Below are 25593 nucleotides of genomic sequence, written 5' to 3' on the forward strand. Positions count from 1 at the left end.
ACCCATCCTCAGCGGTGGACAACGCCAGGCAGTACGCAGAGCATTTCGTACAGCAGGTTGGCGGCCAGCAGCGAGGTGTTGCCGGTGGTGTCATAAGCGGGCGAGACTTCTACCAGATCGCAACCGACCAGGTCGAGGCCTTGGCAGCCGCGAACGATTTCAATCGCCTGAATGGTCGTCAGACCACCGATTTCCGGGGTGCCGGTACCTGGCGCCCACGCGGGGTCGATGCCGTCGATGTCGAAACTCAGGTACACCGGACCGCCGCCGACTTTCTCGCGAACTTCGGCCATCAACGGGGCCAGGGATTTGTGCCAGCACTCTTCGGCCTGAACCACACGGAAGCCCTGGTTGCGGCTCCAGTTGAAGTCGTCAGCGGTGTAGCCCTGGGCGCGCAGACCGATTTGCACAACGCGGTCCGGGTCCAGCAGGCCTTCTTCGACAGCACGACGGAAGGTGGTGCCGTGGGCGATTTTCTCGCCGAACATGTGATCGTTCACGTCAGCGTGAGCGTCGATGTGCACCAGGCCAACCTTGCCATGTTTCTTGTGGATGGCACGCAGAATCGGCAGGGTGATGGTGTGGTCGCCGCCCAGGGTCAGGGGGATCACATCGTGTTCGAGGATGTTGTCGTAGGATTCTTCGATGATCCGTACGGCGTCCAGCAGGTTGAAGGTGTTGATCGCCACGTCACCGATGTCGGCAACCGACAGCGAGTCGAACGGTGCAGCACCGGTCGCCATGTTGTAGGGGCGAATCATCACCGATTCAGCGCGGATTTCGCGAGGCCCGAAACGGGTGCCAGGGCGCAGCGAGGTGCCGATGTCCAGCGGGACGCCGACAAAAGCCGCATCCAGGCCGGCAGCGGTGGGCACGTGGGGGAGTCGCATCATGGTGGCGATGCCGCCGAAGCGCGGCATTTCATTGCCGCCCAGTGGTTGGTGAAGAATCTTGTCCACGGGTAAGGCCTCATCGTCGTTGTTTTATTTATGTCGGTGACGCCGGTCGGGGAGACACGGGTACCGCTGTGGGCCGATTCTGCGAAATGTAGTGGCCGGGAAGAATCGCTACGGGCAAATACTTAGTTCATATTTTTCTAAACTAATGGCGACGACGGCGATAGACTTCAGCCGGAGACGATGGCCCTCGTAGAAGCTGTCGAGTGAAACGAGGCTGCGATCTTTTGACCTTGAACAATCAAAATCAAAAGATCGCAGCCTCGTTTCACTCGACAGCTCCTACAAAGGGTTGCGCTCAGGAAATGATTTCGCTGATGTTCGGAGCCCCCCATGGCCAACGCTTTACCCGACCTGAAACTCTTGCGCATCTTCGTCAGCGTGGTCCGCCATCAGGGGTTTGCCAACGCGCAGCAAGAGCTCAACCTCTCGACCTCGGCCATCAGCACCTACATGAGCCAGCTCGAAGCGGCGCTGGGCCTGGTGCTTTGCCATCGCGGTCGCGGTGGTTTCAGCCTGACCAGCAAAGGCGAGCTGTTCCATCAGGAAACCCTGCGCCTGCTCGGCGAGCTCGAAGGCTTCGAGCAGTACGCCGCCGCGCTCAAGGGCGAATTGCGCGGTACGCTAAACCTCGGGGTGATCGACTCCACCGTCAGCGACAAGGCCTTGCCGTTTGCCGAAGCCATCGGCGCCTACAGCCAGGAGCACCCGGCGGTGCATTTGCACTTGTCGGTGATGAGCCCGTACGAACTGCAACTCGGCGTGCAGGACAATCGTCTCGACCTGGCCATCGGCGCGTTCTCCACGCGCATGAGCGGGTTGGTCTACATGCCGCTGTACCGCGAACAACACTGGTTGTATTGCAGCAGCCGGCATCCGCTGTTCACCGAGCGGCGCATTCCCGAGCAAGTCATCACGCAGCAACGCATGGTCGGTCGCGGTTACTGGAGCCAGGCCGAACTGGCCCGACACGGCTTCAAACACAGCGCGGCGACCGTGGAAAGTATGGAGGCGCAGCTGATTCTGGTGCTGTCCGGCGCCTACATCGGTTACCTCCCGGAGCACTACGCTCAAGCCTGGGCGGACAAGGGCGACTTACGGGTTTTGCTGCCGGCGACATTCGGTTATCAGGCACCGTTCTCGATGATCGTGCGCCGTGGCCGCAGCCGCGAACCGCTGATCCAGACCTTCCGCGATTTACTTAAAGCACAACTGAATCAGGCGTGATCGATGTCCAGACTCCAGTGTTCCCGTTGCCTGCGCCCACAAACGCATTGCCTGTGCCCGCTGATCCCGAGCCTCGACAGCCGCACCCGGGTGTTGCTGTTGCAGCATCCGAGCGAAGTGAACCATGCGCTGAACACTGCGCGGTTGGCGGTGTTGGGTCTGAAGAATGCCGAGTTGATTGTCGGCGAGGTGTTTGAGGATTTGCCGGGGTTGTTGAATCAACCGGGTTATAGGGCGCGCTTGTTGTTTCCCGCTGAAGATGCGCAGCCGATGCAGGCATACAGCGAAGCCGACGAACCGCTGTTACTGGTGGTCCCGGACGGCACCTGGCGCAAGGCGCGCAAGATGCTGCACCTTAATCCGCTATTGGCGGCGTTGCCGAGAGTGACCTTGGTTGATGGCGGCGTGTCGCGGTATCGATTGCGCAAGGCACCGGGGCCTGGGGCGTTGTCGACGGTGGAGGCGATTGTGCAGGCGTTGCAGACTCTAGAGGCGCCGACTTCTTTCGAGCCGTTGTTAAAGCCGTTCGAGGCGTTGATCGAGGGGCAGATTGCGGCGATGGGGGAGGAGACCTTTCTGCGTAATCATGGGCCGAAATAGTTGTCGCCTATGAGGGCCTCTTCGCGAGCAAGCCCGCTCCCACATTTGATCGTATTTCTTCCTGGCAGAACGCAGTCGAATGTGGGAGCGGGCTTGCTCGCGAAGGCGGCGGATCAATCACCGCAGCCTCAGCAAAATGACTACCTTTCGCGCATCGCCTCCGTCCGGGCTTTAAGCACTGGTTTCAGCAAATAATCCAACACACTCTTTTCCCCAGTAATGATATCCACCGTCGCCACCATCCCCGGAATAATCAGCAACGGTTTCACATCCCCGCCCAAGTGATTTTTATCAGTCCTCACCTGAATCAGATAAAAGCTGTTGCCCTTGTCATCGGTAATCGTGTCCGCGCCAATAAGCTCAAGCTTGGCACTCAACCCGCCATAAATCGTGTAGTCGTAAGCGCTGAACTTGACCATCGCCTTCTGCCCGGGATGCAGGAACGCCACGTCCTGTGGCCGGACCTTGGCCTCGATCAGCAGGTTATCTTCCAGCGGTACGATTTCCACCATGTCGCTGCCCGGCTGGACCACGCCGCCGATGGTGTTGACCTTCAGCACCTTGATAATCCCGTGCACCGGCGAGACCACCGTGGTGCGGGTCACGCGGTCGTCGATGGCGATGCTCGACGCTGTGATTTTCGACAGGTCGGTGCGTTTCTCGTTGAGCTCTTTCGCCGCGTCCGAGCGGAAGGATTGTTCCGACTCGTCGATCTTGCTTTTGATCTCGTTAATCGCCGATTCGGCGCGGGGAATCGCCAGGGTCGTGGCGTTCAGCGAGCCGCGAATTTCCACCGCGCTGCGTTTGAGCCGAAGGATTTCAACCGGCGAAACCGCCCCGGTGCCCACCAGCGGCGCCGACATGTTCATCTCTTGCTGCAACAGCCCCAGGCTGGAACTGTATTGGCCCTGTTTAGAGCGGAATTCCGCCAGTTCCTGGGTTTTTTGCCGAAGTTGTTCGCTCAAGGTGCGCTGCTCACTGGCCAGTCGACGCTGGCGCTGTTCGTACAGCGAGCGTTCGTCTTCAGCCACTTGTGGCGCCTTGGCGATCACTTCCGGCGACAACTTGAACGGCCGGCCTTCCGCCTCGGCTGACAGACGTTCCACCTGCGCCGTCAGCGCATAACGATCGGCCTCGCTTTCGCCCTTGTTCGACAGGAACCGCGTGTCGTCCAGGCGCAGCAGCGTATCGCCCTTGTTCACCATTTGCCCTTCGCGAACGAAGATCTCGGTGACGATGCCGCCCTCCAGGTTCTGGATCACCTGGACCTTGCTCGACGGAATCGCCTTGCCTTCGCCCATGGTGACTTCTTGCAGCACCGCAAACTTGGCCCAGACCACTGCGCTGATAATCAGCCCGGCGGCCAGCCACACGGTGATTCGCGACCAACGCGGCGAATCCTGCAACGAGGCGCCGGCGGTTTCCGGCATGAACTCGTTTTCGGCGCTTTTGCTGAAACTGCCGAAGTAACCCCTGTCCTTGGATGTGTCGGAGGATGAACGGGCCATGGCTAGCTCCTAGACAGCCGCAGAGCCGACACGGCCCTTGCGCAGTGCATCGATGACCGCTTCTTTCGGACCGTCGGCGACGATCCGCCCGTTGTCCAGCACCACCAGCCGATCCACCAGGCTGAGCATCGAGGTGCGGTGGGTGACCAGCAGCAAGGTTTTGCCCTGGACCCAGCCGTGGAGTTTTTGCCGAAGAACGTCTTCGCTGCTGTTGTCCATGGCGCTGGTGGGTTCGTCGAGCAGCATGATCGGCGGGTCGAGCAACAAGGCCCGGGCCAGCAATACTGCCTGGCGTTGACCGCCAGACAGCAGTTGCCCGCGTTCACCCACCGGCCGGTCGAAACCTTGCGGATGCTGACGGGCCAGTTCGGTGACGCCGGTCAGTTCGGCCACTTCGAGCATCCGTGAATCGCTGATGTAGCGTGCGCCGAGGGTCAGGTTGTCGCGCAGGCTGCCGGCCAGCAGCGGCAGGTCGTGAGCGACGTAGCCGATTTGCTGGCGCAGGTCGGCGACGTCCAGTTGCCGCAGGTCCAGGCCGTCGAGCAGCAGTTGACCTTCTTCCGGTGCATAGAAACCCATTACCAGCCGCGCCAGGGTGCTTTTGCCCGAGCCGCTGCGGCCGATGATGCCGATCCGTTCGCCGGGTTTCACACTGAAACTGACGTTGGCCAACGCCGGGGCATTCTGGCCGTTGTAGTGGAACGTCACGCCGCTGACGTCCAGTGCGCCTTGCAGTTGCGTGCGTTCCAGCGGCCGTTGTTTGGCGTCGCGTTCTTGCGGCAAGGACATCAGCGCATCGGTGCTTTTCATGGTCAATTGCGCTTGTTGGTAGCGCGTGATCAGCCCGGCGATCTGCCCCAGCGGCGCGAGTACGCGGCTGCCGAGCATGTAGGTCGCCACCAGCGCACCGACGCTGAGGTTGCCGGCGATGATGCTGTAGACGCCGGCGACGATGGTCGCCATGCCGGAGAATTGCTGGATGAACAGCGTGCCATTGGTGGCCAGCGCCGAGAGGTTGCGCGCGTGGCTGTCGAGGCGGGTGAGGGCGCCGTGGGTGCTTTCCCATGTGTGCTGGCGTTCGCTTTCGGCGCTGCAGGCCTTGAGGGTTTCCAGGCCGCCGAGGGTTTCGATCAGCAGCGCCTGGCGTTCGGCGCCGAGGCTCAGGCTTTTCTGCACGGTGTCGCGCAGACGGACCTGAATGATCATGGCGAAGAGGATGGTGATCGGGAACGCCAGCAACGGAATCACCACCAGCCAGCCGCCGAGCAGGCCGATCACCACCAGCATCAGTACGGCGAAGGGCAGGTCGATCAGGCTGGTCAGGGTCACGGCGGTGAGGAATTCGCGCAGGCCCTGGAAGTCATGGATGCTCTGGGCAAAACCGCCGATGGTGGCTGGCCGCGCTTTCATCGCCATGCCGGTGATGCGTTCGAACAGCGTGGCGGACAGGATCACATCGGTTTTCTTCCCGGCGGTGTCCAGCAAGTGTGCGCGTACCACGCGCAGCACCAGTTCGAAACCGGTGCCGATCAGCAAGCCGATGGACAATACCCACAAGGTTGACGTCGCCTGGTTGGGCACCACGCGATCGTAAGTCTGCATGACGAACAAGGGCACCATCAGCCCCAGCAGGTTGATCAGGAAACTGGCCAGGATCGCATCGCTGTACAGCCATTTCGACAGCTTGAGGGTGTCGCGGAACCACGCTTCCACGCGTGGCACCAGCGGCGAGCGCAGGTCTTCGAGTTCATGGCGTGGCCGAGCGAACAACGCCTGGCCGCTGTAGTTTTCGGCCAGTTCTTCACGGCTCACCCATTGCTCACCGCCATCGGCTTCACTGGGCAGAATCAGCAAGCGATCGTCATCGCCGAAGCGCCGCAGAATCGCGGTGCGGCCGTTGTTGAGGATCAGCATCACCGGCAGGTTGAGCGCGGAAATATCCGCCAGGTTCCGGCGCAGCAAGCGCGCCTGCAAACTGGCCCGGGCCGCCGCACGTGGCAGCAGGTCCAGGCTCATGCGTTGGTGTGCCATTGGCAGCCCGGCACTCAGGCTGGCGCGACTGACCGTCGCGCCATGAAGTTTGCAGAGAATCAGCAGACCGTCCAGAAGCGGGTCATCGAAGCTCAGGCGTGGATCGATACCGGTGTTGGCGGATTGCAAGCTGGTCACAGTGATCGCTCCAGTGGGCTATCTCAGCTCAGGCAGACGGGCTTCGCTTTTCACTTCGGTCTGGGCGATCGCATCGGCGGGCAGCACCACCCGTTGCTTGCTCAACAATTGGCCCATGTTCGCCAGCACGCGGTACATCGAGTACTCCTCGGTGTAGCGCACTTCGGTGTAGCGGCGGTTGGCGTTGTAGAGCTCGTTTTCACTGTCGAGCAAATCGAGCAGGGTGCGTTGGCCGAGGCCGAACTGGTCCTGATACGCCACGCGCACGCGTCGGCTGGTGTCAGCGTATTCGCGGGCGGTCGGGGTTTGTTTCTTCGCGTTGACCATGGCGTTCCAGGCCAGGTGAATATTCTCGTTGAGCTGGCGCAAGGCGTTGTTGCGGATGTCCATCGCCTGATTGATCTTGTGCGCATCGGACTGCAGGCGCGCCTTGTCGCTGCCGCCGCGGAACAGGTTGTAGTTCATCACGATGCCGACCCGCCACTCGTTGTCGTGGCCTTCTTCACCCTGCACGTTGTTGTTCGCGCCCACCGCTGCTTCGGCGTCGAAGCGTGGGTAGAACGGCGACTTGGCGACTTCGTACTGGCTCTCGGCCGATTGCACGTCGGCCTGGGCGGATTTCAGGTACGGGTTGTTTTCCACCATGCTCTGCTGTGCTTCCGGCAGGGAAGTGGGCAGCTCGCCACGGATCGACGGCGGTGCTTCGAGTTCATCGGGCAGGCGCCCGACCACGGCGTAGAAATTCGACTCGGCATCGGCGAGATCGACTTCGGCGGTGTCGAGGTTGTTTTGCGCCAGTGCCCGGCGCGCGGTGGACTGGTCGGCGTCGGCGTTACTGCCGATACCGCGCTGCGTCCGCAAGCCGATCTGGTCATTGACCCGCAGGTGAGCTTGCAGGTTGTTGGTGGCCAGGGTCACCAGCTCGCGGCGCTTGAGCACTTCGAGGTAGACCTCGATGGTGCGCAAGGCCAGATCCTGAGCGGTGCCTTGCGCGTAATAGGCCCGGGAGTTGACCACGCCTTTGGTGCGTTCGACTTCGTTGGCGGTATTGAAACCATCGAAGAGCATCTGCCGCAGGCGCAGCTCCGATTGGGTGTAGGTGAGGATTTCGGTGTGGTGATTGCCGAACGCCCGAGTGTTGGTGTTATCGCTGTACCCGCGCCCGTAGGCGGCATTCAGATCAACCGATGGATAAAAGCCCCCTTTGGCGACTTTCACGTCTTCATCGGCCGAAAGGCGACTGTCCACTCGCGACGCCAGCTCCGGGTGGGTCGCAATGGTGCTCTGGATCGCTTCGGTCAATGACATGGCTTGGGCGTGGGACGTGAAGGCCATAGCCAACAGAATTGCGCTGCAAAGAGGGGTTAAGGCGCGCATGGATACATCTCCCTGAAGTCCTGATGGTGCTTATCAGTCGCCAATTATTTGACGACTTTTATAGGTAAAACCGTTTCATGCTTGTAACAACAGAGCTAAGAACATTCTAGAGAGAACCTAAGAACTGTTTTTCATAACGCCTATGCCAAAAAAAACTTATGCGCTCTGCAAAATCCAGCACATTGTTCAATGCGAAAGCCCTTGATTTATGAGCTTTAGGGAGTTCATTTCGGGCCTGAGGATAGTTTCATCCACTTAGCGACATAGGGCGGAGAAGTGCTGGAGGGGAGGGAAACGGAACAGTCTGGTGGCGACGGTTTTTTGTCACTTAGGTGGATCAGGACTGTTACGCATCGCTCACAGGGCAGTCGTGTTTGGAAATGGATCCCGATGCCGTTGATTGCATAGGGTTTTATCCAGAACCGGGCACGTCGTCCTCGAGCGACACGCTTGGCGAGAACGTCGCCGGGGCAGCGGCTTACTTCAAGTAACCGCTTCCCGGCAGACGATCCGCCAGTCAACCCGCTTACACCATGAGCAGTTCTTCGCACAAACAGGGCGCCGACAGCGGTTGGCAGCGGAGGAAATGCACATGGCTACGCTCATCGGTATCGTCAGTAAGGTCATTGGTCAGGTGTTCGCGCAAGCAAGCGACGGCACCCGGCGTGCCTTGGTCGAGGGGGACCGGTTGTTCGCCGGCGATCAGCTGATCACCGGGGCCGAAGGCGCGGTGGCGGTGCACCTGCAAAATGGCCAGGAACTGACGCTCGGGCGTGGCAGCAGCCTGCAAATGACCTCCCAGCTGCTCGCGCATCAGGCGCCCCATGTCGACACCGCTGAAGCGGTGACGCCGACTCAGGCGCAACTGACGGATGTCGAGCAACTGCAAAAAGCCATCGCGGCGGGGGATGACCCGACCCAGACCGGTGAAGCCACGGCGGCCGGCCCGACTGCAACCGGGGCGCCCGGTGCGGCGGGTGGCGGGCACAGTTTTGTGATGCTCGAAGAAGTGGGTGGTCGGGTCGACCCGACCATCGGGTTCCCTACGGCAGGCTTCAATGGCATTCCCGAATTTCCGTTGGAACGTCTGGCCGGTGATCCGGACAACGGCGACAACGGTGCAGGTGACGGCGGCACCGGCGTTATTCCGCCGGTACCGAACAACCCGGTCACCCTCACCGGGCTGTCAGTGGTTGGGGGTGAGTTGACCCTCAACGAAGCCAACCTGGCCGACGGTTCGGCCAGCAACCCCGGTGCATTGACCCAGAACAGTACGTTCACCGTGTCTGCGCCGGATGGTCTGACCAGCCTGAGCATCGGCGGGATCAACGTGATCAGCGGCGGTGTGGTCGTCGGTTTCCCGCAATCGATCACCACGCAATTGGGCAACACCCTGACCGTCACCGGCTACAACCCGGCCACGGGCGTGGTCAGTTACAGCTACACCCTCAACGGCAACGAAACCCATTCGGCCGGTGACGGCATCAACAACCTCAGCGAACAGTTCACGGTGGTTGCCGGTGATTCCAACGGCGATACGGCCACTGGCACGCTGGACGTCAACATCACCGACGATGTGCCCAAGGCCGTCGACGACAGCAACGCCCATACCGCCTCGGAAACACTGGTGACCCTGACCGGCAGCGTGCTGCCCAACGACTCCCAGGGCGCAGATCGCATTCCCACCGGTCCTGACAGCGGGCCGATTATCGGCGGCACGTTCACCGGGACTTACGGCACCCTGGTACTCAATCCCAACGGCACGTACACCTACACCCTGAACACCAACGATGCCGACTTCAAAGCCTTGCACGGTGGCGGCAGTGGCACGGAAACCTTCACCTACACCCTGACCGATGCCGACGGCGACACCAGCACCGCAAACCTGGTGCTGAACATCCATAACAACGATGACCCGGTCACGATTGGCGGCCTCAATGCTGAAGGCGGCGAGCTGACCGTCTATGAAAAAAACCTCAGCGACGGCAGCGCACCGAATTCCACCGCGCTGACCCAAAGCGGCACCTTCACCATCACCGCCCTCGACGGGGTGCAAACCCTCAGCGTCGGCGGCATCAACGTGGTGGTCGGCGGCGTGAGCGCAGGCTTCCCGCAATCGGTCGTCACGCCGTTGGGCAGCACGCTGACCATCACCGGGTACGACAGCGCGACCGGCGTGGTCAGCTACAGTTACACCCTGGCCGATAACGAAGCGCATCCGGCCGCCAGCGGCGCCAACAGTATTTCCGAGCAATTTGCCGTGGTCGTGGTCGACGACAACGGCACCACGGCCAATGGCAATCTGGACGTGAACATCGTCGATGACGTGCCCAAAGGCGTGGACGACAGCAACACCCACACGGCCTCGGAAACCTTGCTGACCCTTGACGGTAACGTGCTGACCAATGACGTGCAAGGCGCCGACCGCGTACCTGTCGGCCCGAGTGCCGGGCCGATCACCCCCGGCACCTTCGTCGGTACTTACGGGACCTTGGTGCTCAACGCCAACGGCACGTACACCTACACCCTGAACACCAGCGACGCCGATTTCAAAGCGCTGCACGGCAATGGCAGCGGCACGGAAAACTTCGTCTACACCATTACCGATTCCGATGGCGACACCAGCACCGCGACCCTGGTGCTGAACATCCACAACAACGATGATCCGGTGACCATCGGCGGTCTGGATACCAATGGCGGCGAACTGACCGTCTACGAGAAAAACCTCGGTGACGGCACCAGCCCCAACGCACCGGCACTGACCCAGAGCGGCACCTTTACGGTGACCGCCCTCGATGGTCTGCAAACGCTGACCGTGGGCGGGATCAACGTGGTCACCGGCGGCGTGGCCGCGGGCTTTCCGCAGTCGATCGTCACGCCGTTGGGCAGCACCTTGACCATCACCGGTTACAACGCCAGCACGGGCGTGGTCAGTTACACCTACACCCTGGTGGACAACGAAGCCCATCCAAACGCCAACGGTGCCAACAGCCTCACCGAGAATTTCAACGTGGTCGCCACCGACAGCGATGGCAGCACCGCGTCGGGGCAGATCAACGTCAACATCGTCGACGACCTGCCCACCGCCAACCCGGATCACGCCTCGGTGGCCGAGGGGGCAACGGTGTCGGGTAATGTGCTGGACAACGACATCGGCGGCGCCGACGGCCCGGCCCTCAGTGGCGCGGTGGTCGGCGTACGTGCCGGCAGCGACACCTCGACTTCGGCCATTGGTGGCCTCGGTTCACAGATCAACGGCACCTACGGTTACCTGACCCTCGATGCCAATGGCAACGCGGTTTATCACAGCAACCCGAACGCCGTGAACGGCCCTGGCGCGACCGATGTTTTCACCTACACCGTGCGCGATGCCGATGGCGATGAAAGCACCACTACGATCACCATCGATGTCAGCAACAGCTGCATCAAGGCGGTCAGCGATACCGACGTGACCGTCTACGAAAAAGCCCTCGACCTGACCCAGGACGGTCAGGACCTGGCGCCCGGCACCGCCATCGGCAGCCAGCCTGGCAGCACCGGCGAAACCGCTTCCGGCACGTTGGTCGGCTCGGTCACCGGCGCCGCTGGCGCGATCACCTACACCCTGGTCGGCAGCGCCACCGGCACCTACGGGCAGATCCAGCTCAACCCCAACGGCACGTACACCTACACCCTGACAACGCCGCCGAGCACGACGCCCCATGCAGATGATGGCGCCAACACCCTGAGCGAAAGTTTCACCTACAAAGCCACCGATGCGCTGGGCAACAGCACCACCAGCACCATCGTGGTGAACATTGTCGATGACGTGCCCAAAGCGGTGAACGACAGCAACGCTCACACGGCTTCGGAAACCTTGCTGACCCTCGACGGCAACGTGCTGACCAACGACGTGCAAGGCGCCGACCGCGTGCCGACCGGCCCGAACGCCGGCCCCGTGACTCCCGGCACCTTTACCGGTACTTACGGCACCCTGGTGTTGAACGCCAACGGTACGTACACCTACACCCTGAACACCAGCGATGCCGACTTCAAAGCGCTGCACGGCAATGGCAACGGCACTGAGAATTTCACCTACACCATCACTGATTCCGACGGCGACACCAGCACCGCGACCCTGGTGCTGAACGTCCACAACAATAACGATCCCGTCGTCATCAAAGGCCTGGATATCGATTGTGGTGAACTGACGGTCTACGAGAAAAACCTCAGCGACGGCACCCATCCAGACGCGGCAGCCCTGACCCAGAGCGGCACCTTTACGGTCACCGCGCTCGATGGCCTGCAAACCCTGACCGTGGGCGGCATCAGTGTGTTGACCGGCGGCGTGGCGGCTGGCTTCCCGCAATCGATCGTCACACCGTTGGGCAGCACCCTGACCATCACCGGTTACAACCCGGCCACGGGCGTTGTCAGCTACAGCTACACCCTGGTGGATAACGAAACCCACCCGAACGCCAACGGTGCCAACAGCCTCACCGAGAACATCAACGTGGTGGCCACCGATAGCGATGGCAGCACGGCGTCGGGGCAAATCAACGTCAACATCGTTGATGATCTGCCGACCGCAAAAGCGGATTCGGCCAGCGTGGTCGAAGGCGGCACCGTCAGTGGCAACGTGCTCGACAATGACATCGGCGGCGCTGACGGCCCTGCACTCAGTGGCGCGGTGGTCGGCGTTCGCGCAGGCAGTGACACCTCGACCTCGGCCATTGGCGGCCTCGGTTCACAAATTAACGGCACCTACGGTTACCTGACCCTTGATGCCCATGGCAATGCGGTCTATCACAGCAATCCGGGTTCGGTGGGCGCAGCGGGCGCCACGGACACGTTCACCTACACCGTGCGCGATGCCGATGGCGATCAAAGCACCACCACCATCACCATCGATGTCAGCAACAGTTGCATCAGGGCGGTCAGCGATACCGACGTGACCGTCTACGAAAAAGCCCTGGATCTGAGCAAGGACGGCCAGGACCTGGCGGCGGGTACCGTCACCGGCAGTGAGCCCGGCAACACCGGCGAAACCGCTTCCGGCACGTTGGTCGGCTCGGTCACCGGCGCCAGTGGCGCAGTGACGTACACGCTGGTCGGCAGCGCCACCGGCACCTTTGGGCAAATCCTCCTCAATCCCAACGGCACCTACACCTACACCCTGACCTCGGCGCCGAAAACTTCGCCGAACGCCAACGACGGACCGAACACCCTGAGCGAAAGCTTCACCTACAAAGCCACCGATGCGCTGGGCAACAGCACCACCAGCACCATCGTGGTCAACATCGTCGATGACGTGCCCAAAGCCGTGGCGTCGGAACGTTCGGTGGCGGCCATGGAGATCGACTCCAACCTGCTGCTGGTGATCGACGTGTCCAGCAGCATGGCCGAAGCTTCCCGTGTGGATGGCCTGTCGCGACTGGAGCTGGCCCAAAAGGCGATCAGCGCCTTGCTCGACAAGTACGACGATCTGGGCGATGTGAAAGTGCAGATCGTCACCTTCAGCACCGGTGCCACCGACAAGACTTCGGTCTGGGTCGATGTGGCCACGGCCAAGTCGATCATCGCCGGCCTGACGCCGGGCGGTAACACCAACTACGACGCGGCCGTGGCCGTGGCGCAAGACGCGTTCGACACCAGCGGCAAACTGACGGGGGCACAGAACGTCGGTTACTTCTTCTCCGACGGCAAGCCCAACATTGGAACGATCAGTGCCGCGGATGAGGCGGCCTGGAAAGCGTTCCTCGACGCCAATGACATCAAGAACTACGCGATTGGCCTGGGGAGCGGTGTCAGCAACGCCAACCTCGATCCACTGGCTTACGACGGCAGTTCCCACACCAACACCAACGCCGTGGTGGTGACCGACCTCAACCAACTCAATTCGGTGCTGTCGGGCACCGTGGTCGGCGCGCCGGTTACTGGCTCGCTGCTGGGTGAAGGCGGTACATTCGGCGCCGATGGCGGTTTCATCAAAACCATCACGGTGGACGGCACCACTTACACCTTTGACCCCAAAGGCAACAGCAACCAGGGTTCGCTGGCCTTCAGCGGTGGCCTCAACCACGGCACGTTCAACACGGTCAACAACACCCTGAGCATCGCTACCGACCACAAAGGCACGCTGGTGGTGAACCTCGATACCGGCGAGTACACCTACACCTCGCAACAAACCACGGGGGTGGTGCTCACCGAAAACATCGGCTTCACCGTCAGCGATAACGACGGTGACCTGGCCAGCTCCACGCTGGTGGTCAAAGTACTTCCGAACGCGCCGCCGGTGGCGGTCGATGATCACGTCATCACCAACGTGCTGTCGGGCAGTGTAGTGGTGCCGGGTGATTTGCTGGTGGCCAACGACACCGATCCCAACGGCGATCAGCTCACGGCCTCGCCGACGACCTTCAACACCGGCTGGGTCGCCAAGGGTGGGGACTTCACCGGCAGCGGCGCCATCAGTTTTGCCAACAGCGGCAACCTCGCAGCTAACCAGGCCTTGGCCAATGTGCGCAGCGCCTTTGCTGCCAACGCGGCCACCATGACAGCGGTGCTGGTGGTCAGTGGTTATCTGGGCCAGGTCTCCACCAGCAGCGCCAATGATGAAGACCGGATCACCGTCAATCTGAAGCAGGGTGAAACCCTCAACCTGGATCACAATCTGGCGGCCGGTCATATCGTCATGGAGTACTCGGTCAACGGCGGCGCGTTCATTGCCGTCGCTGATGGCCAGACCATCACCGCGGCGGCGGATGGCACCTACCAGATCCATCTCATCAACATCGACGACAATGGCTCGGGCAGTGGCGGCAAGGGCTCGGAAGATTACAAGTTGACCATGACCGTCAACTACGCCGGGGCGCACGACATCACCCCGGACTACCACGGCACCTACACCGCCAACGACAACCATGGCGGCAGCGACAGCGCCGGCGTGACCATCAGCTATCAGGAAGGCCACACCCTCACCGGCACGGCGGGCGATGATGTGTTGATAGCCGGCACGGGCAACAACGTCATCAATGCCGGCGACGGCAACGACGTGCTCACCGCCGGTTCAGGCAACAACGAGCTGCACGGTGGCGCCGGCAATGACTTGCTGTTCAGCGGCGCCGGCAACGACCTGCTTGACGGCGGCACCAGCAACGACACCGCCAGTTATACCCACGCCACGGCCGGGGTCACTGTCGACTTGAGCTTGCTCACCGCGCAAAACACCCTTGGCGCCGGCACTGACACTTTGACGGGGATCGAAAACCTCACCGGTTCGAACTTCAACGACAGCCTCACCGGTGACAACAACAGCAACATCATCAACGGCGGCTTGGGCGACGACATCCTCAAGGGCGGGGGCGGCGACGACTTCCTGATCGGCGGGCTGGGCAACAACACCCTCACCGGCGGCAGCGGTGCCGACACCTTCCAGTGGCTCAAAGGCAACAGCGGCCACGACGTCGTCACCGACTTCACCCCAGGCACCGACAAGCTCGACCTGTCGCAACTGCTGCAAGGCGAAAACGGCAGCACCGCCTCGCTGGATGACTACCTGCACTTCAAAGTCACCGGCAGCGGCGCATCACTGGTCACCAGCATCGACGTCAGCGGCATGGCCGGCGCTGCGCCGAACCAGACCATCGACCTGGCGGGGGTAAACCTGGCCAGCCATTACGGGGTGACGCCGGGGGCGGGCGGGGTGGTTGCCGGGGGGCATGATACGGCGACGATTATCAACGGGATGCTGAATGATCATTCGTTGAAGGTGGATACGGTTTGATCTGAGGTGATAAAGCCCGCTACTCTTTGAATTCGGGAGTGGCGGGCTTTTTGCTTGGATTTATTAATAGCAAAAACAACGAAATTTATCGTTTTTCGTTGAGTGATAATTGCTTTTCGGCCCTGTCTTTACAATTGTGATCTTACTCGCAGGTTGTCAATGCAAAAGTCATTTCCGTCCCATGCTGCTTGACGATTTTCGAGTCGCACGGTAATGCGGTTAGATGTCGCGGTAGCTACGAATGAATAGCTTTTCCATGCTGTATCATCGATCGGAAATTCTGAGGAACTTTTATTATCGATGCTCAGTACAAGCTTTGCCCGTCTGGGAGTGCCTGAATTTTGATTTCTTGCGTCTATCGTAAATTCGTAATCTGACCCTGGAATGGCTGGGAAGGTTTTTTCCAAAATTACTCCGGCATGGCCACTTGATTGGTCGGAAGTGTTGTTGAGTAAATAAAAGCCCCCTTTTGCGCTGTCCCTGATGAAAGCTAGTTCTCTGCCGGCAATACCTTTTTGCCAGCCTCCTAGTGTTTCATTATTGAAGTTTGTCAGGTCATCAAGTGAAAGGTCTTTTGTTTTAATGGTGAGTGATAATAGGTCAAACTCCCTCGTGTGAGCGAAGTTGGTGGATCCGTCAAGATTAAGTATTCCGGTGACTTCTAGAGGTGTAAGGTGGCCTAGCTTCATTAGTTCGGTTCTATCGATTGTTTCATTGAGGCCGTTTTTAAATTGGGCAGGCGATATCTCCTCTCTGTAATACTTGTCGAGGTTTATGAGGCCGCCTGATTCATTGCGGCCACGTACAAATAACGATATTAGTGGTTTTGCCCATTTGTCGACCGTAATCGTAAAGTTTCCTAAATGCTTGGTCAAATCCAGTACATCGCCGTTACCCTCGGCTTCCAGTACCTTGGGCTGTGGCAATTGTGCGGCTGCGAGCGAGGTTGAAGATTCGCGAGACGTCATGACTTTCTCCATGTCGCAATATACAGAGTAGGAATTAATTGCTGTCGAACGGTGCTGGTGTGATCGATAAGTAATGAGTGGCTTTTGTTATTTTTCGCCTAGGCTTTCTACTCTGAAATTATCAATGGAAAAATCATTGCCGTTCCATTTTTGCTCCAGATTGTCAAGGCTAATAGTTGTTGAGGCAGACGTTGCCGTGCCGACAAATGAGTACGAACTCCAGTTCATGTTGCTGATGGTGTGTGTTACGGAGCTGTGGTCTCCGACTCGTAGTACCAGTTTTGGGGGGTTGGGAGAGCCGGTATTTTCTTTTTTTACGTCAAGGGTGAATTTGTATTTCTTGCCGGTAGTGGTCGGAAATGTTTTTTTCAGAACAATGCCGCTATGGTTGTCGAATTGTTCAGAGGTGTTGTTGAATAAGTAATATCCCCCAAATAATTCATCTTTTAAAAACTGAATTTCTCTGCCTGCACTACCTTTCTCCCAACCTCCCAGTGTTTGGTCGTTGAAGTCGATGAAATCATCCAGTGTGTCTTCCTGATTCTTAATGGTCAGTTGAAGCATTGGAAATGCTGTGGCCGTAGAGACATCCGAGCTGCCGTCGAAGGTAATCAAACACTGCAGAATGGCAGAGGAATTGTTCGCCAATTCCATCAATCTATCTCTGGGCAGCATCTCGCGCAGTCCATTTTCGAACTGGATGTCGGACAGTTCATGATTCTCAAGCAGCGAAATAGAAAGATCCTCTCCCTCGCTGTTTTTTCCCACGACTTGCAGCCATATGTGTGCCGGTGACCATCTCTCTGTGATGAGGGTTGCGTCACCGGGGATTGATAGCATGTCGAGGAATTCGCCGTCGGATTCAGGTACTTGGAACTTGGGAAGTTCCGGGGCTTGGGAGGGCAATATAGTCTCTTGAAGTGTCACGGCAGATACTCCTGTTCGAATGGGATGGCGCTGCTTCAATTCTTGATGAAGTCCGTTCTATTCGGCTCTTCTTTGGCGGGGCTGACTACTGTCATAAATGACAGGTCATGAAGTGTTTTCGATAAACGGTCGATCAGGCCGTTCGGTCAGTGGCAACGACAACCTGATGTAAAAAACTGCAAGATCGCTTTCGCGGGCAAGCCTCGCTCCTACAGGATTCGGCAGAGAGCGTAGCGGCATGGACCGAGCTTGTCCGCAATGAATGATGCCGCTATGTACCTGTAAAACTCACATCGGCTCCGGCGGCCCGATCAACCGTCCCATCACCCCGAATACCCCCAATTCCTTGATCGTCTCCAATTCCCCCTGCGTCTCGACCCTCTCCGCAATCAACGGCAAATCGATGCTGTTAGTGGCCCTGAAGATCGCCTCAATGAACAGTCGCTTGTCACGTTGCTCATCGATGCCACGAATGTAGGCGCCATCGATTTTCAAGTAAGCCAATCCCAGTTGAGTCAGGTTGCCGATCTGGCTGAAGCTGCCGCCGAAGTGCTGCAAGCCGATGCGGTATCCGGTGTCGAGCAGGCTGTGGCTCAGGCGTTGCAATTCGTCGGGAGGCGGCAGTTGGCGTTCATCGATTTCCAGGGTCAGCAGCGGTGCGAGGTCGGGCAGCGATTCGAGCATGTCGAGGATTTGCTGCAACTGGGCTCGATCGCGCAGGGTGCTGCCGGACACGCTCAACGCCAACGGCCAGCGGTTGACGACGAGGTATTCCAGCGTGGTTTCGAGCATGACCAGGTCGAACCGCGCCGACCAGCCGAGACGCTCGACCCACGGCAGGAAATGCCCGGCGGCGATCGCTTGGCCCTGCGGGTCGAGCAGGCGGGCCAGGACTTTGTGATGCAGGACCTGGCTGGTGTCGCTGCATTGCACCACCGGCTGGAAATACAACTGCAGCTTGCCGTCGGTCAGGGCGTCGTCGATCCAGCTTCGCCAGTCGTGTTGGGTCTGGTTCGTCGCGTTCGCGGAGTAGGCCAGGTGCATCCACGGCCGTTCGGGATGTTGCCGGACTTCGGTCAGCGCGTGATCGAGGCGCATCAGCACGTCGCTGGCCGGTTCGCCGGGGTGATAGGCGACGATGCCCAAATGCGCGACCGGCATGCAATCGCTGGCACCGGTCAGGCGCAGGTTTTCCAGGGTGGCGCTGATTTCCGAGGCCAATCGCACGGCCTCCTTGATGTCGACACCCGGCGTCAGCAGGCTGAATTCGCCGCCTCGATTACGCGCCGCGAGCCAGGTCCGACGCTCCGGTAATTGGGTCAGACGAGTGAGCAGTTCACCGACGGACCTGATCAAGGCGTCGGTGCGTTGGCCGCCAATACGCTGATTGAGGCCGACCAGATCGTTGATCCGCAACATCAACAAATGGCCGTCGCTGCTCTGCTCGGACTCGAGCAAATGGTCGGCCAGTTGTTCGTCGAGTAAACGCCGATTGGCCAGGCCTGTCAGGCTGTCCTGATAAGATTCGGCGCGCAGCTGTTCACTGCGCGCCGCCTCCTCGGCAAACAGCGCCTTGAGTTTTTCGACCATCTGGTTCATGGCCAGGACCACGCGTTTCAACTCCGGGGTGCGCGGCAGTTTCGGCAGGCTTGCAAACTCGCGTTTGCTGATGGCTTCGGCCTGTTTGACCATGCTGTCGAGCGGGCGAAATTGCCGGCGCAACAACCAGCCACCGAACACCGCGCTGAGCAGTCCGCACAGCAGCAGCCAGATCAGGCTGCCGAGGGTGCTGTCCCAGAGTTTGGCCAGGGCGAACTGTGGATTGCTCAGCACTTCGACCCGCGCCACTTGCTCCCAGCCGCGCATGATCAGCGCTTCGCCTCCTTGTGGACGCAGGTTGACCAGGTTCACGAACCAACCGGGAACGCCTTTGATGTGCGAAGACGCGCTGCGCTCTACCAACACGTGCTCATCGACAATGTTGACGACCCGGATGCTGTTGAAATAACCGCTGTCGAAAATCGAGCTGACCATCAACTCGATCATCGCCGGGTCGTCGATTTGCGCAGTCAGCGACAAACCCAGCGCGGTGGCGGCGTCCTGGGCGTGGGAGCGCAACTGGCCGAGCGTCTGCTCGCGAGAGCTTTCCAGGCCGACAAAAAAACTGCCGCTGAACGCCACCAGCAAGAACAGGCAGATGGCCAGAAACAACTGTTTGCGCAGTGACATAAATCGCTCCTTGCTGGATGGCTAGCCGTCGCCCACGGCGAACCCTTCGGCCTGCATCTTTTTCAGTACGTCTTGCCAGCGCGACAGTTTTTTCGAGTCGCTGCTGCGTTGGCCGCCATTGGTTCCTGGCAAGTACAGGCCTTCGGCGTTGAAGGCGTACACCGGCAGCAGGTCTTTGCGTTGGGAGGCGGGGCGGATGTCGCCAATGAGGTTGTCCAGCACCAGCGGTTCGGCCGTGGGGCTGCTGTAGAAGGTCAGCACCATGTGCGCCTGATTCTGGCTCAGGGCTTTGACGTAGGTGATGCGCAGTTGCTCGCTGGGAATGCCGAGGTGGCGCAGGCTGAAATACTTCGCCAGGGCGTAGTCTTCGCAGTCGGCGGCACCCTTGATCAGGGATTCGACGGGGGTGGCCCAGTAATCGGTCTGACGCCAGATGCGGGTGTCGTCCTGAAAGGTCAGTTGTTGATTGAAGAAGAGATTGACTGCATTCAGTTGCTCGGGAGCGGGTGCGTTGATTTCGCTTTGCAGCATTTGGCTCCAGGCCATGATCCGTCCCTGGGCCGGGCCGAGCGGGCCGTAGCGGTTTTCAGCGGTTTTCAGCGGTTTGCATAATCTGCGCAAAATTCCAGTCGGCCCAGACGCTGCCAAGCCCAGTCAGCAGCAAAACCGACAGCAGTAGCCATCCGCCGAACCGAAGTCGGAGCGTTGACCATCCTGGACTACGCAGACTACGGGACATGTCTGGCTGCTCAAGTGCAGATGTCTAGAGTCTAGGCGGTGTTTTTGTCGAGGGCGGGTTGGTCGTCGGGTCTATGGGTCTTTGATGGGGTGCATATCCGTTTCTTGGGTAACGGCTGCTATGGGTTCCGCCCTTACGGCGGGTCACTTGGAAAAGCCCCAAGTAACCAAGGGCTCTTGCCCCTTTCGTTCGGTGCCTCGCTAAGGCTCGGCATGCCCTCGCTCCGGTCCTGCTCCGTGGGCCCGCCGCCATCGGCCATCCATGGCCGGGGGCGGCTAACCCGGCATCCCTGCCGGGTTGCCCACTGCGCAGAACCTGCGCTCGGCCTCTCGAGGGTGCGCTCAGATCAAGATCAAAAGCAGGCGAGCTAACGCTCGACCTAGCCCCTGTAGGAGCGAGCTTGCTCGCGAAGAACGCCAATGATGGCGCGTTTTAACAGGATAAACGCGGTGCCTATGATTCCATCGCGAGCAAGCTAGCTCCTACAGGGGATCGGTGCGATACAAATAGAGGGTCGAACACGGTCAATGTAGGAGCTGCCGAAGGCTGCGATCTTTTGATCTTGCCGTTGCTTTGCTTTGCTTTGCTTTGCTTTGCTTTGCTTTGCTTTGCTTTGCTTTGCTTTGCTTTGCTTTGGCTTTTGATCTTGATCTGTTGCCCCTTTTCCCAGAGGCCGAACGCAGGCGTTGCGCAGGGGGTACCGCGGCAAGGATGCCGCGGTAGCCGCCCCCGGCCATGGATGGCCGATGGCGGCGGGCCCCCGGAGCAATGCCGGAGTGAGGGCATGCCGAGCCTTAGCGAGGCACCGAATGGCGGGGCAAGAGCCCTTGGTTACTTGGGGCTTTTCCAAGTGACCCGCCGTAAGGGCGGAACCAAAAGCAGCCGTTACCGCAGCAACGGATATACCCCCAATCAAAAACCCCAAAAAAACAGACTCAAAACTTGCGCAAAGTTTTCTGCCTGAGGATATAGACCGTCACCAACACCGCACTGGTCAACATGAACCCTCGCGCCCAAGGCAGCGGCACCAGGTAGCAGGAAAACAGAATGCTCACCCACATCAGGCCGATGGCGTAAACCTTGCCCTTGAGCGGAATGCCGTTGCCCTCGAGGTAGTCGCGAATCCACGGCCCAAGCCGTGGGTGCTCCACCAGCCACTGATAGAAACGCGGCGAACTGCGGGCGAAACAGGCGGCCGCCAGCAGCAGGAAAGGCGTGGTGGGCAATACCGGCAGGAAAATCCCGATCACCCCCAACGCTACGCTCAGCCAGCCGATGGCCAGCAGTACGTAGCGCAACATCAGGGAGCGGTTGCCTATGGGGTTGTCCATAGGCAAAACCTTAGTGATGACGTGGCTTGAGGATCGCCGGTTTTTCGTCTGGCGCCTGGCACAGCAGGTACAGCGCGGTCAGGGCTTCCGGGATCTGGACGATCATGTCGTCCATCAGGTTGGCGTCTTTGGCGATGTCTTCGAACTCAGGCTGCTCGTCGAACAGACCCGAACCGACCATGATCGGCAGCAGCATTTCGCTGACTTCATCTTCGGCGGTTTCGAACCAGGCCGCTTCGCGCAGGAACACGCCTTCCATGAAACCGATGCACCAGCCGCGCAGGTCGGAATCGTCCGGCTCTTCGCCCAGGTCCAGGTCGCACGGCAGCTCGAACTCTTCGTCGGACGCCAGTTGGCGGGCGATGTGAGCCTTGAGGGCCAGCAGGGTGGATTCGATCGCTTCACGCTCGGTGTCGTCGGCGTAATGCGGCTCTTCGGCGAAGAGGGCGTCGATCCATTCACGGTCGGGAACGGTCTCGGAACAGATCGACAGCGCAGTGAGGTAGCCGTGGGCGGCCACGTAGTCCAGCGCCTCGTCATGCAGTTCGTCGGCGTCGAGGAAGACTTGCAGGCGGGTTAGTTGCTCAGCGAAGGACATTAAAGGGCTACCTTGGGAATTAAACAGATGCGGGAATTCTAGGCCTTCTTGAGCACTCAGGCCAGCCGCGCGGCATATTTGCACCCATGCAGGAGTATGGAACGCCGCAATCCCTGTGGGAGCGAGCCTGCTCGCGATGGCAACGTTACATTCAATATCAATGTTGACGGGGCTGCCGCTATCGCGAGCAGGCTCGCTCCCACAGGTTTTGTGTTGCATCGCATTTGTGTGTCTTCTCAGCGGCGCCCTTTGCCGGGCAGGCGTCGGGTATACTCGCGCGTTTTGTGATGCCCTGCTGGCGTCACGGCTGAAATGTGAAGCGTCATGCAATGCGCACTTACGATTTGTCGGTGCAGCCTTCGTGGTTCTGAACCAGCCTTGCAGGGATGTTTCGGTGATTTTTGGAGTTTTTATGCTCGAACAGGCTCAACGCGTCCTCAAGGACATCTTCGGCTACGACAGTTTCCGTGGCCGTCAGGGTGCAATCATTGAGCGCGTGGCCAGTGGCGGCGACGCCCTGGTGCTGATGCCTACTGGTGGCGGCAAATCCTTGTGCTTCCAGGTGCCTGCGCTGTTGCGCGAAGGCCTGGCGGTGGTGGTGTCGCCGCTGATCGCGCTGATGGACGACCAGGTCGCGACCCTCGAAGAGCTGGGCGTCGCCGCTGCCGCATTGAACTCGACATTGAGTGCCGAGCAACAGCGCGACCTGGCCGCACGGATCAAGCGCGGCGAAGTAAAAATGCTCTACCTCGCGCCCGAGCGTCTGGTGCAGCCGCGCATGCTGGCCTTCCTGCAAAGCCTCGAGATTTCCCTGTTCGCCATCGACGAAGCTCACTGTGTGTCCCAATGGGGCCACGACTTCCGCCGCGAATACCTGCAACTGGGCCAATTGGCGGAGCTGTTCCCCAACGTCCCGCGCATCGCCCTGACGGCGACGGCGGACAAGCGCACCCGGGAAGAAATCGTCGACCGTCTGCATCTGCAGAATGCCGAGCGTTTCCTCTCGAGTTTCGACCGGCCGAACATTTTCTACCGCATCGTGCCCAAGGAGCAGCCACGCAAACAATTGCTGGCATTCCTCGCCGAGCGGCGCAGCGATGCCGGCATTGTCTATTGCCTGTCGCGCAAAAAAGTTGATGAAGTGGCGGTGTTCCTCAGCGAACAAGGCTTCCCGGCGCTGCCGTACCACGCCGGTCTGCCCAACGACACGCGGGCCCACCACCAGAAGCGCTTCCTCAACGAGGAAGGCCTGATCATGGTCGCCACCGTGGCGTTCGGCATGGGCATCGACAAGCCCAACGTGCGCTTCGTCGCGCACCTCGATTTGCCGAAATCCCTTGAGGCGTATTACCAGGAAACCGGTCGCGGTGGTCGTGACGGCCTGCCGGCGGATGCCTGGATGGCCTACGGCCTGCAAGACGTGGTGATGCTCAAGCAGATGCTGCAGAACTCCGAAGGCGACGAGCGTCACAAGCGTCTGGAGCAACACAAGCTCGACGCCATGCTCTCGCTCTGCGAAGAAACCCGCTGCCGCCGCCAGACGCTGCTGGCCTACTTCGACGAAGACATGCCCGAACCCTGCGGCCATTGCGACAACTGCGTCGATGGCGTGCAGACCTGGGACGCCACCGAACCCGCCCGCCAGGCGCTCTCGGCGATCTATCGCACCGGCCAGCGCTACGGCGTCGGGCATCTGGTGGACGTGCTGCTGGGCAAGGACAACGAAAAGGTCCGCAGCTTCGGCCATCAGCATCTGTCGGTGTACGGTGTCGGCAAGGCAATGGGCGAGAGTGAATGGCGCTCGCTGTTTCGACAGCTGGTTGCCCGTGGTCTGGCGGACATCGACCTTGAAGGCTACGGCGGCCTTCGCCTGAGCGACACCTGCCGACCGCTGCTCAAGGGTGAAGTCACCCTGGAACTGCGCCGCGACCTAAAGCCGCAAACCACCGCGAAAAGCAGCAAGAGCCAGGCGAGCCAACTGGTGCGCGGCGAAGAACGCGAGCAGTGGGAAGCCTTGCGCGCCCTGCGTCGCAAGCTCGCCGAAGAACATGGCGTGCCGCCGTACGTCATCTTCCCCGACTCGACCTTGCTGGAAATGCTCCGCAGCCAGCCGACCTCGCTGGCGGAGATGGCCACGGTCAGCGGCGTCGGCGCGCGCAAGCTGGAGCGTTACGGCGAAGCTTTCCTGGAAGTTCTCAGCGGCCAAGTCGAGGCGCCGAAAGTGGTGGCCGACGTGCGCCACGAACTGATCACCCTGGCCCGCGCCGGCATGACGCCGCTGCAGATCGCCGGGCAGTTGCAATGCTCGGAAAAGAATGTCTACACGATGCTGGCCGAAGCGATTGGCAAACAGCAGTTGTCACTGGAGCAGGCGCTGGATCTGCCCGAAGAGCTGATGGGCGAAATCCAGGATGCGTTCCTCGACGGCGAAGGCGAATTGCCGCCCGTGGCGGAGATCGCCGCGCTGTTCGCCGGTCGCGTGCCGGAAGGGGTTTTGTACTGTGTTCGGGCGGCGCTGCAATCGGAATTCGAGATTTAGATGACCCGCCTCATAGATGTAACGATTCAGTACAGACCAAGCCTTGCCTCCAGCCAAGGGTCATGCTTAGCTGACTAATAATTAGTATTTCTCTATTTCAGTCTGATCATGAGTGTTTTATGCCGTTAACCGATCAACACCGCTTTGGCATGCAACTGGCCCAGATGTCGCGCGGCTGGCGTGCCGAGCTGGACCGCCGGCTGGCCGGCCTTGGATTGTCCCAGGCCCGCTGGCTGGTGCTGCTGCACCTGGCGCGATTCGAGGAGGCCCCGACCCAACGGGAACTGGCGCAAAGCGTCGGCGTAGAAGGCCCGACCCTGGCCCGCCTGCTGGACAGTCTCGAAAGTCAGGGATTGGTGCAACGTCAATCGGTGCTGGAAGACCGTCGGGCGAAAAAAATCGTCCTCTGCGCGCCAGCCCTGCCCTTGATCGAACAAATTGAAACCATTGCCACCCAACTGCGCCGCGAATTGTTCGAAGGCGTCGATGAGGCGGACTTGAAGGTCTGCATGCGTGTCCACGGGCATATTCTGGCCAACCTGGAAAAATCTTGAGGCATAACCGCGCGCTGGACTTTTGAGATACCCCGTTGGGCAGACTATAAAGAACTACTAGGCAATATCGTGTTCGTACCGGATGTGCGAATACGTACAAGGTTGG

Annotated in this window: 14 protein-coding genes and 1 pseudogene; 5 read left to right on the forward strand and 10 right to left on the reverse strand. The window is 60.0% G+C overall.

What is annotated here, in order from left to right:
• Positions 1-8 precede the first annotated feature (8 nt).
• Positions 9-959: an agmatinase gene (speB, locus tag ACIPL2_RS17805; RefSeq protein WP_045058686.1), complete on the reverse strand. Its 951-nt coding sequence runs from the start codon at positions 957-959 to the stop codon at positions 9-11.
• A 330-nt stretch (positions 960-1289) separates the two neighbouring features.
• On the opposite strand from speB, the gene ACIPL2_RS17810 reads away from it, so the two are divergent.
• Together ACIPL2_RS17810 and ACIPL2_RS17815 are read left to right on the forward strand one after the other, a co-directional pair.
• Positions 1290-2183 (forward strand): LysR family transcriptional regulator, encoded by an 894-nt coding sequence (locus tag ACIPL2_RS17810; RefSeq protein WP_007945995.1) that lies wholly within the window; start codon positions 1290-1292, stop codon positions 2181-2183.
• 3 nt (positions 2184-2186) lie between these two features.
• A complete protein-coding gene (locus ACIPL2_RS17815; RefSeq protein ID WP_401358265.1) occupies positions 2187-2783 on the forward strand; it encodes a tRNA-uridine aminocarboxypropyltransferase in 597 nt (198 codons plus the stop codon).
• A gap of 140 nt (positions 2784-2923) precedes the next feature.
• On the opposite strand, the gene ACIPL2_RS17820 is transcribed toward ACIPL2_RS17815, so the two are convergent.
• From ACIPL2_RS17820 to ACIPL2_RS17830, 3 genes are read right to left on the reverse strand one after another with little or no spacing between them, the layout of a single operon-like run.
• On the reverse strand, positions 2924-4291 hold the full coding sequence (locus ACIPL2_RS17820) for an HlyD family type I secretion periplasmic adaptor subunit (RefSeq protein WP_401358267.1): 1368 nt from the start codon (positions 4289-4291) through the stop codon (positions 2924-2926).
• A 9-nt stretch (positions 4292-4300) separates the two neighbouring features.
• Positions 4301-6460: a type I secretion system permease/ATPase gene (locus ACIPL2_RS17825; RefSeq protein WP_401358269.1), complete on the reverse strand. Its 2160-nt coding sequence runs from the start codon at positions 6458-6460 to the stop codon at positions 4301-4303.
• An 18-nt stretch (positions 6461-6478) separates the two neighbouring features.
• On the reverse strand, positions 6479-7837 hold the full coding sequence (locus tag ACIPL2_RS17830; RefSeq protein WP_401358270.1) for a TolC family outer membrane protein: 1359 nt from the start codon (positions 7835-7837) through the stop codon (positions 6479-6481).
• A gap of 592 nt (positions 7838-8429) precedes the next feature.
• Between ACIPL2_RS17830 and ACIPL2_RS17835 the strand changes: the two genes are divergently transcribed.
• The gene (locus ACIPL2_RS17835; RefSeq protein ID WP_401358271.1) at positions 8430-15602 is read left to right on the forward strand and encodes a retention module-containing protein; all 7173 of its coding nucleotides are present in this window, start codon (positions 8430-8432) and stop codon (positions 15600-15602) included.
• A 128-nt stretch (positions 15603-15730) separates the two neighbouring features.
• Here the strand turns inward: ACIPL2_RS17835 and ACIPL2_RS17840 are convergent, their stop codons facing one another.
• The 6 genes and pseudogenes from ACIPL2_RS17840 to ACIPL2_RS17865 all read right to left on the reverse strand — a co-directional run bounded on the left by ACIPL2_RS17840 (position 15731) and on the right by ACIPL2_RS17865 (position 22394).
• Entirely contained in the window at positions 15731-16570 is an 840-nt protein-coding gene (locus ACIPL2_RS17840) for a hypothetical protein (protein ID WP_401358272.1), read from the reverse strand.
• Between the two features lie 87 nt (positions 16571-16657).
• Positions 16658-17497 carry a hypothetical protein gene (locus ACIPL2_RS17845; RefSeq protein WP_401358274.1) on the reverse strand — a complete coding sequence of 280 codons (840 nt, stop codon included), beginning with the start codon at positions 17495-17497 and terminating at the stop codon, positions 16658-16660.
• 288 nt (positions 17498-17785) lie between these two features.
• The gene (gene lapD, locus ACIPL2_RS17850) at positions 17786-19726 is read right to left on the reverse strand and encodes a cyclic di-GMP receptor LapD (protein ID WP_401358275.1); all 1941 of its coding nucleotides are present in this window, start codon (positions 19724-19726) and stop codon (positions 17786-17788) included.
• Positions 19727-19747: 21 nt separating this feature from the next.
• Positions 19748-20465, reverse strand: a pseudogene (gene lapG / locus ACIPL2_RS17855) (cysteine protease LapG).
• 935 nt (positions 20466-21400) lie between these two features.
• Positions 21401-21796 (reverse strand): YbaN family protein, encoded by a 396-nt coding sequence (locus tag ACIPL2_RS17860; protein WP_059407620.1) that lies wholly within the window; start codon positions 21794-21796, stop codon positions 21401-21403.
• 10 nt (positions 21797-21806) lie between these two features.
• The gene (locus ACIPL2_RS17865) at positions 21807-22394 is read right to left on the reverse strand and encodes a YecA family protein (protein WP_008156162.1); all 588 of its coding nucleotides are present in this window, start codon (positions 22392-22394) and stop codon (positions 21807-21809) included.
• Positions 22395-22806: 412 nt separating this feature from the next.
• Here ACIPL2_RS17865 and recQ point away from each other — a divergent pair, with 412 nt between their 5' ends.
• Both recQ and ACIPL2_RS17875 read left to right on the forward strand, forming a co-directional pair.
• Positions 22807-24933 carry a DNA helicase RecQ gene (recQ, locus tag ACIPL2_RS17870; RefSeq protein WP_401358277.1) on the forward strand — a complete coding sequence of 709 codons (2127 nt, stop codon included), beginning with the start codon at positions 22807-22809 and terminating at the stop codon, positions 24931-24933.
• 119 nt (positions 24934-25052) lie between these two features.
• Positions 25053-25487: a MarR family transcriptional regulator gene (locus ACIPL2_RS17875; RefSeq protein ID WP_059407617.1), complete on the forward strand. Its 435-nt coding sequence runs from the start codon at positions 25053-25055 to the stop codon at positions 25485-25487.
• Positions 25488-25593 lie beyond the last annotated feature (106 nt).

This window comes from Pseudomonas sp. NPDC086251, from assembly GCF_044746405.1.
GTDB lineage: Bacteria > Pseudomonadota > Gammaproteobacteria > Pseudomonadales > Pseudomonadaceae > Aquipseudomonas.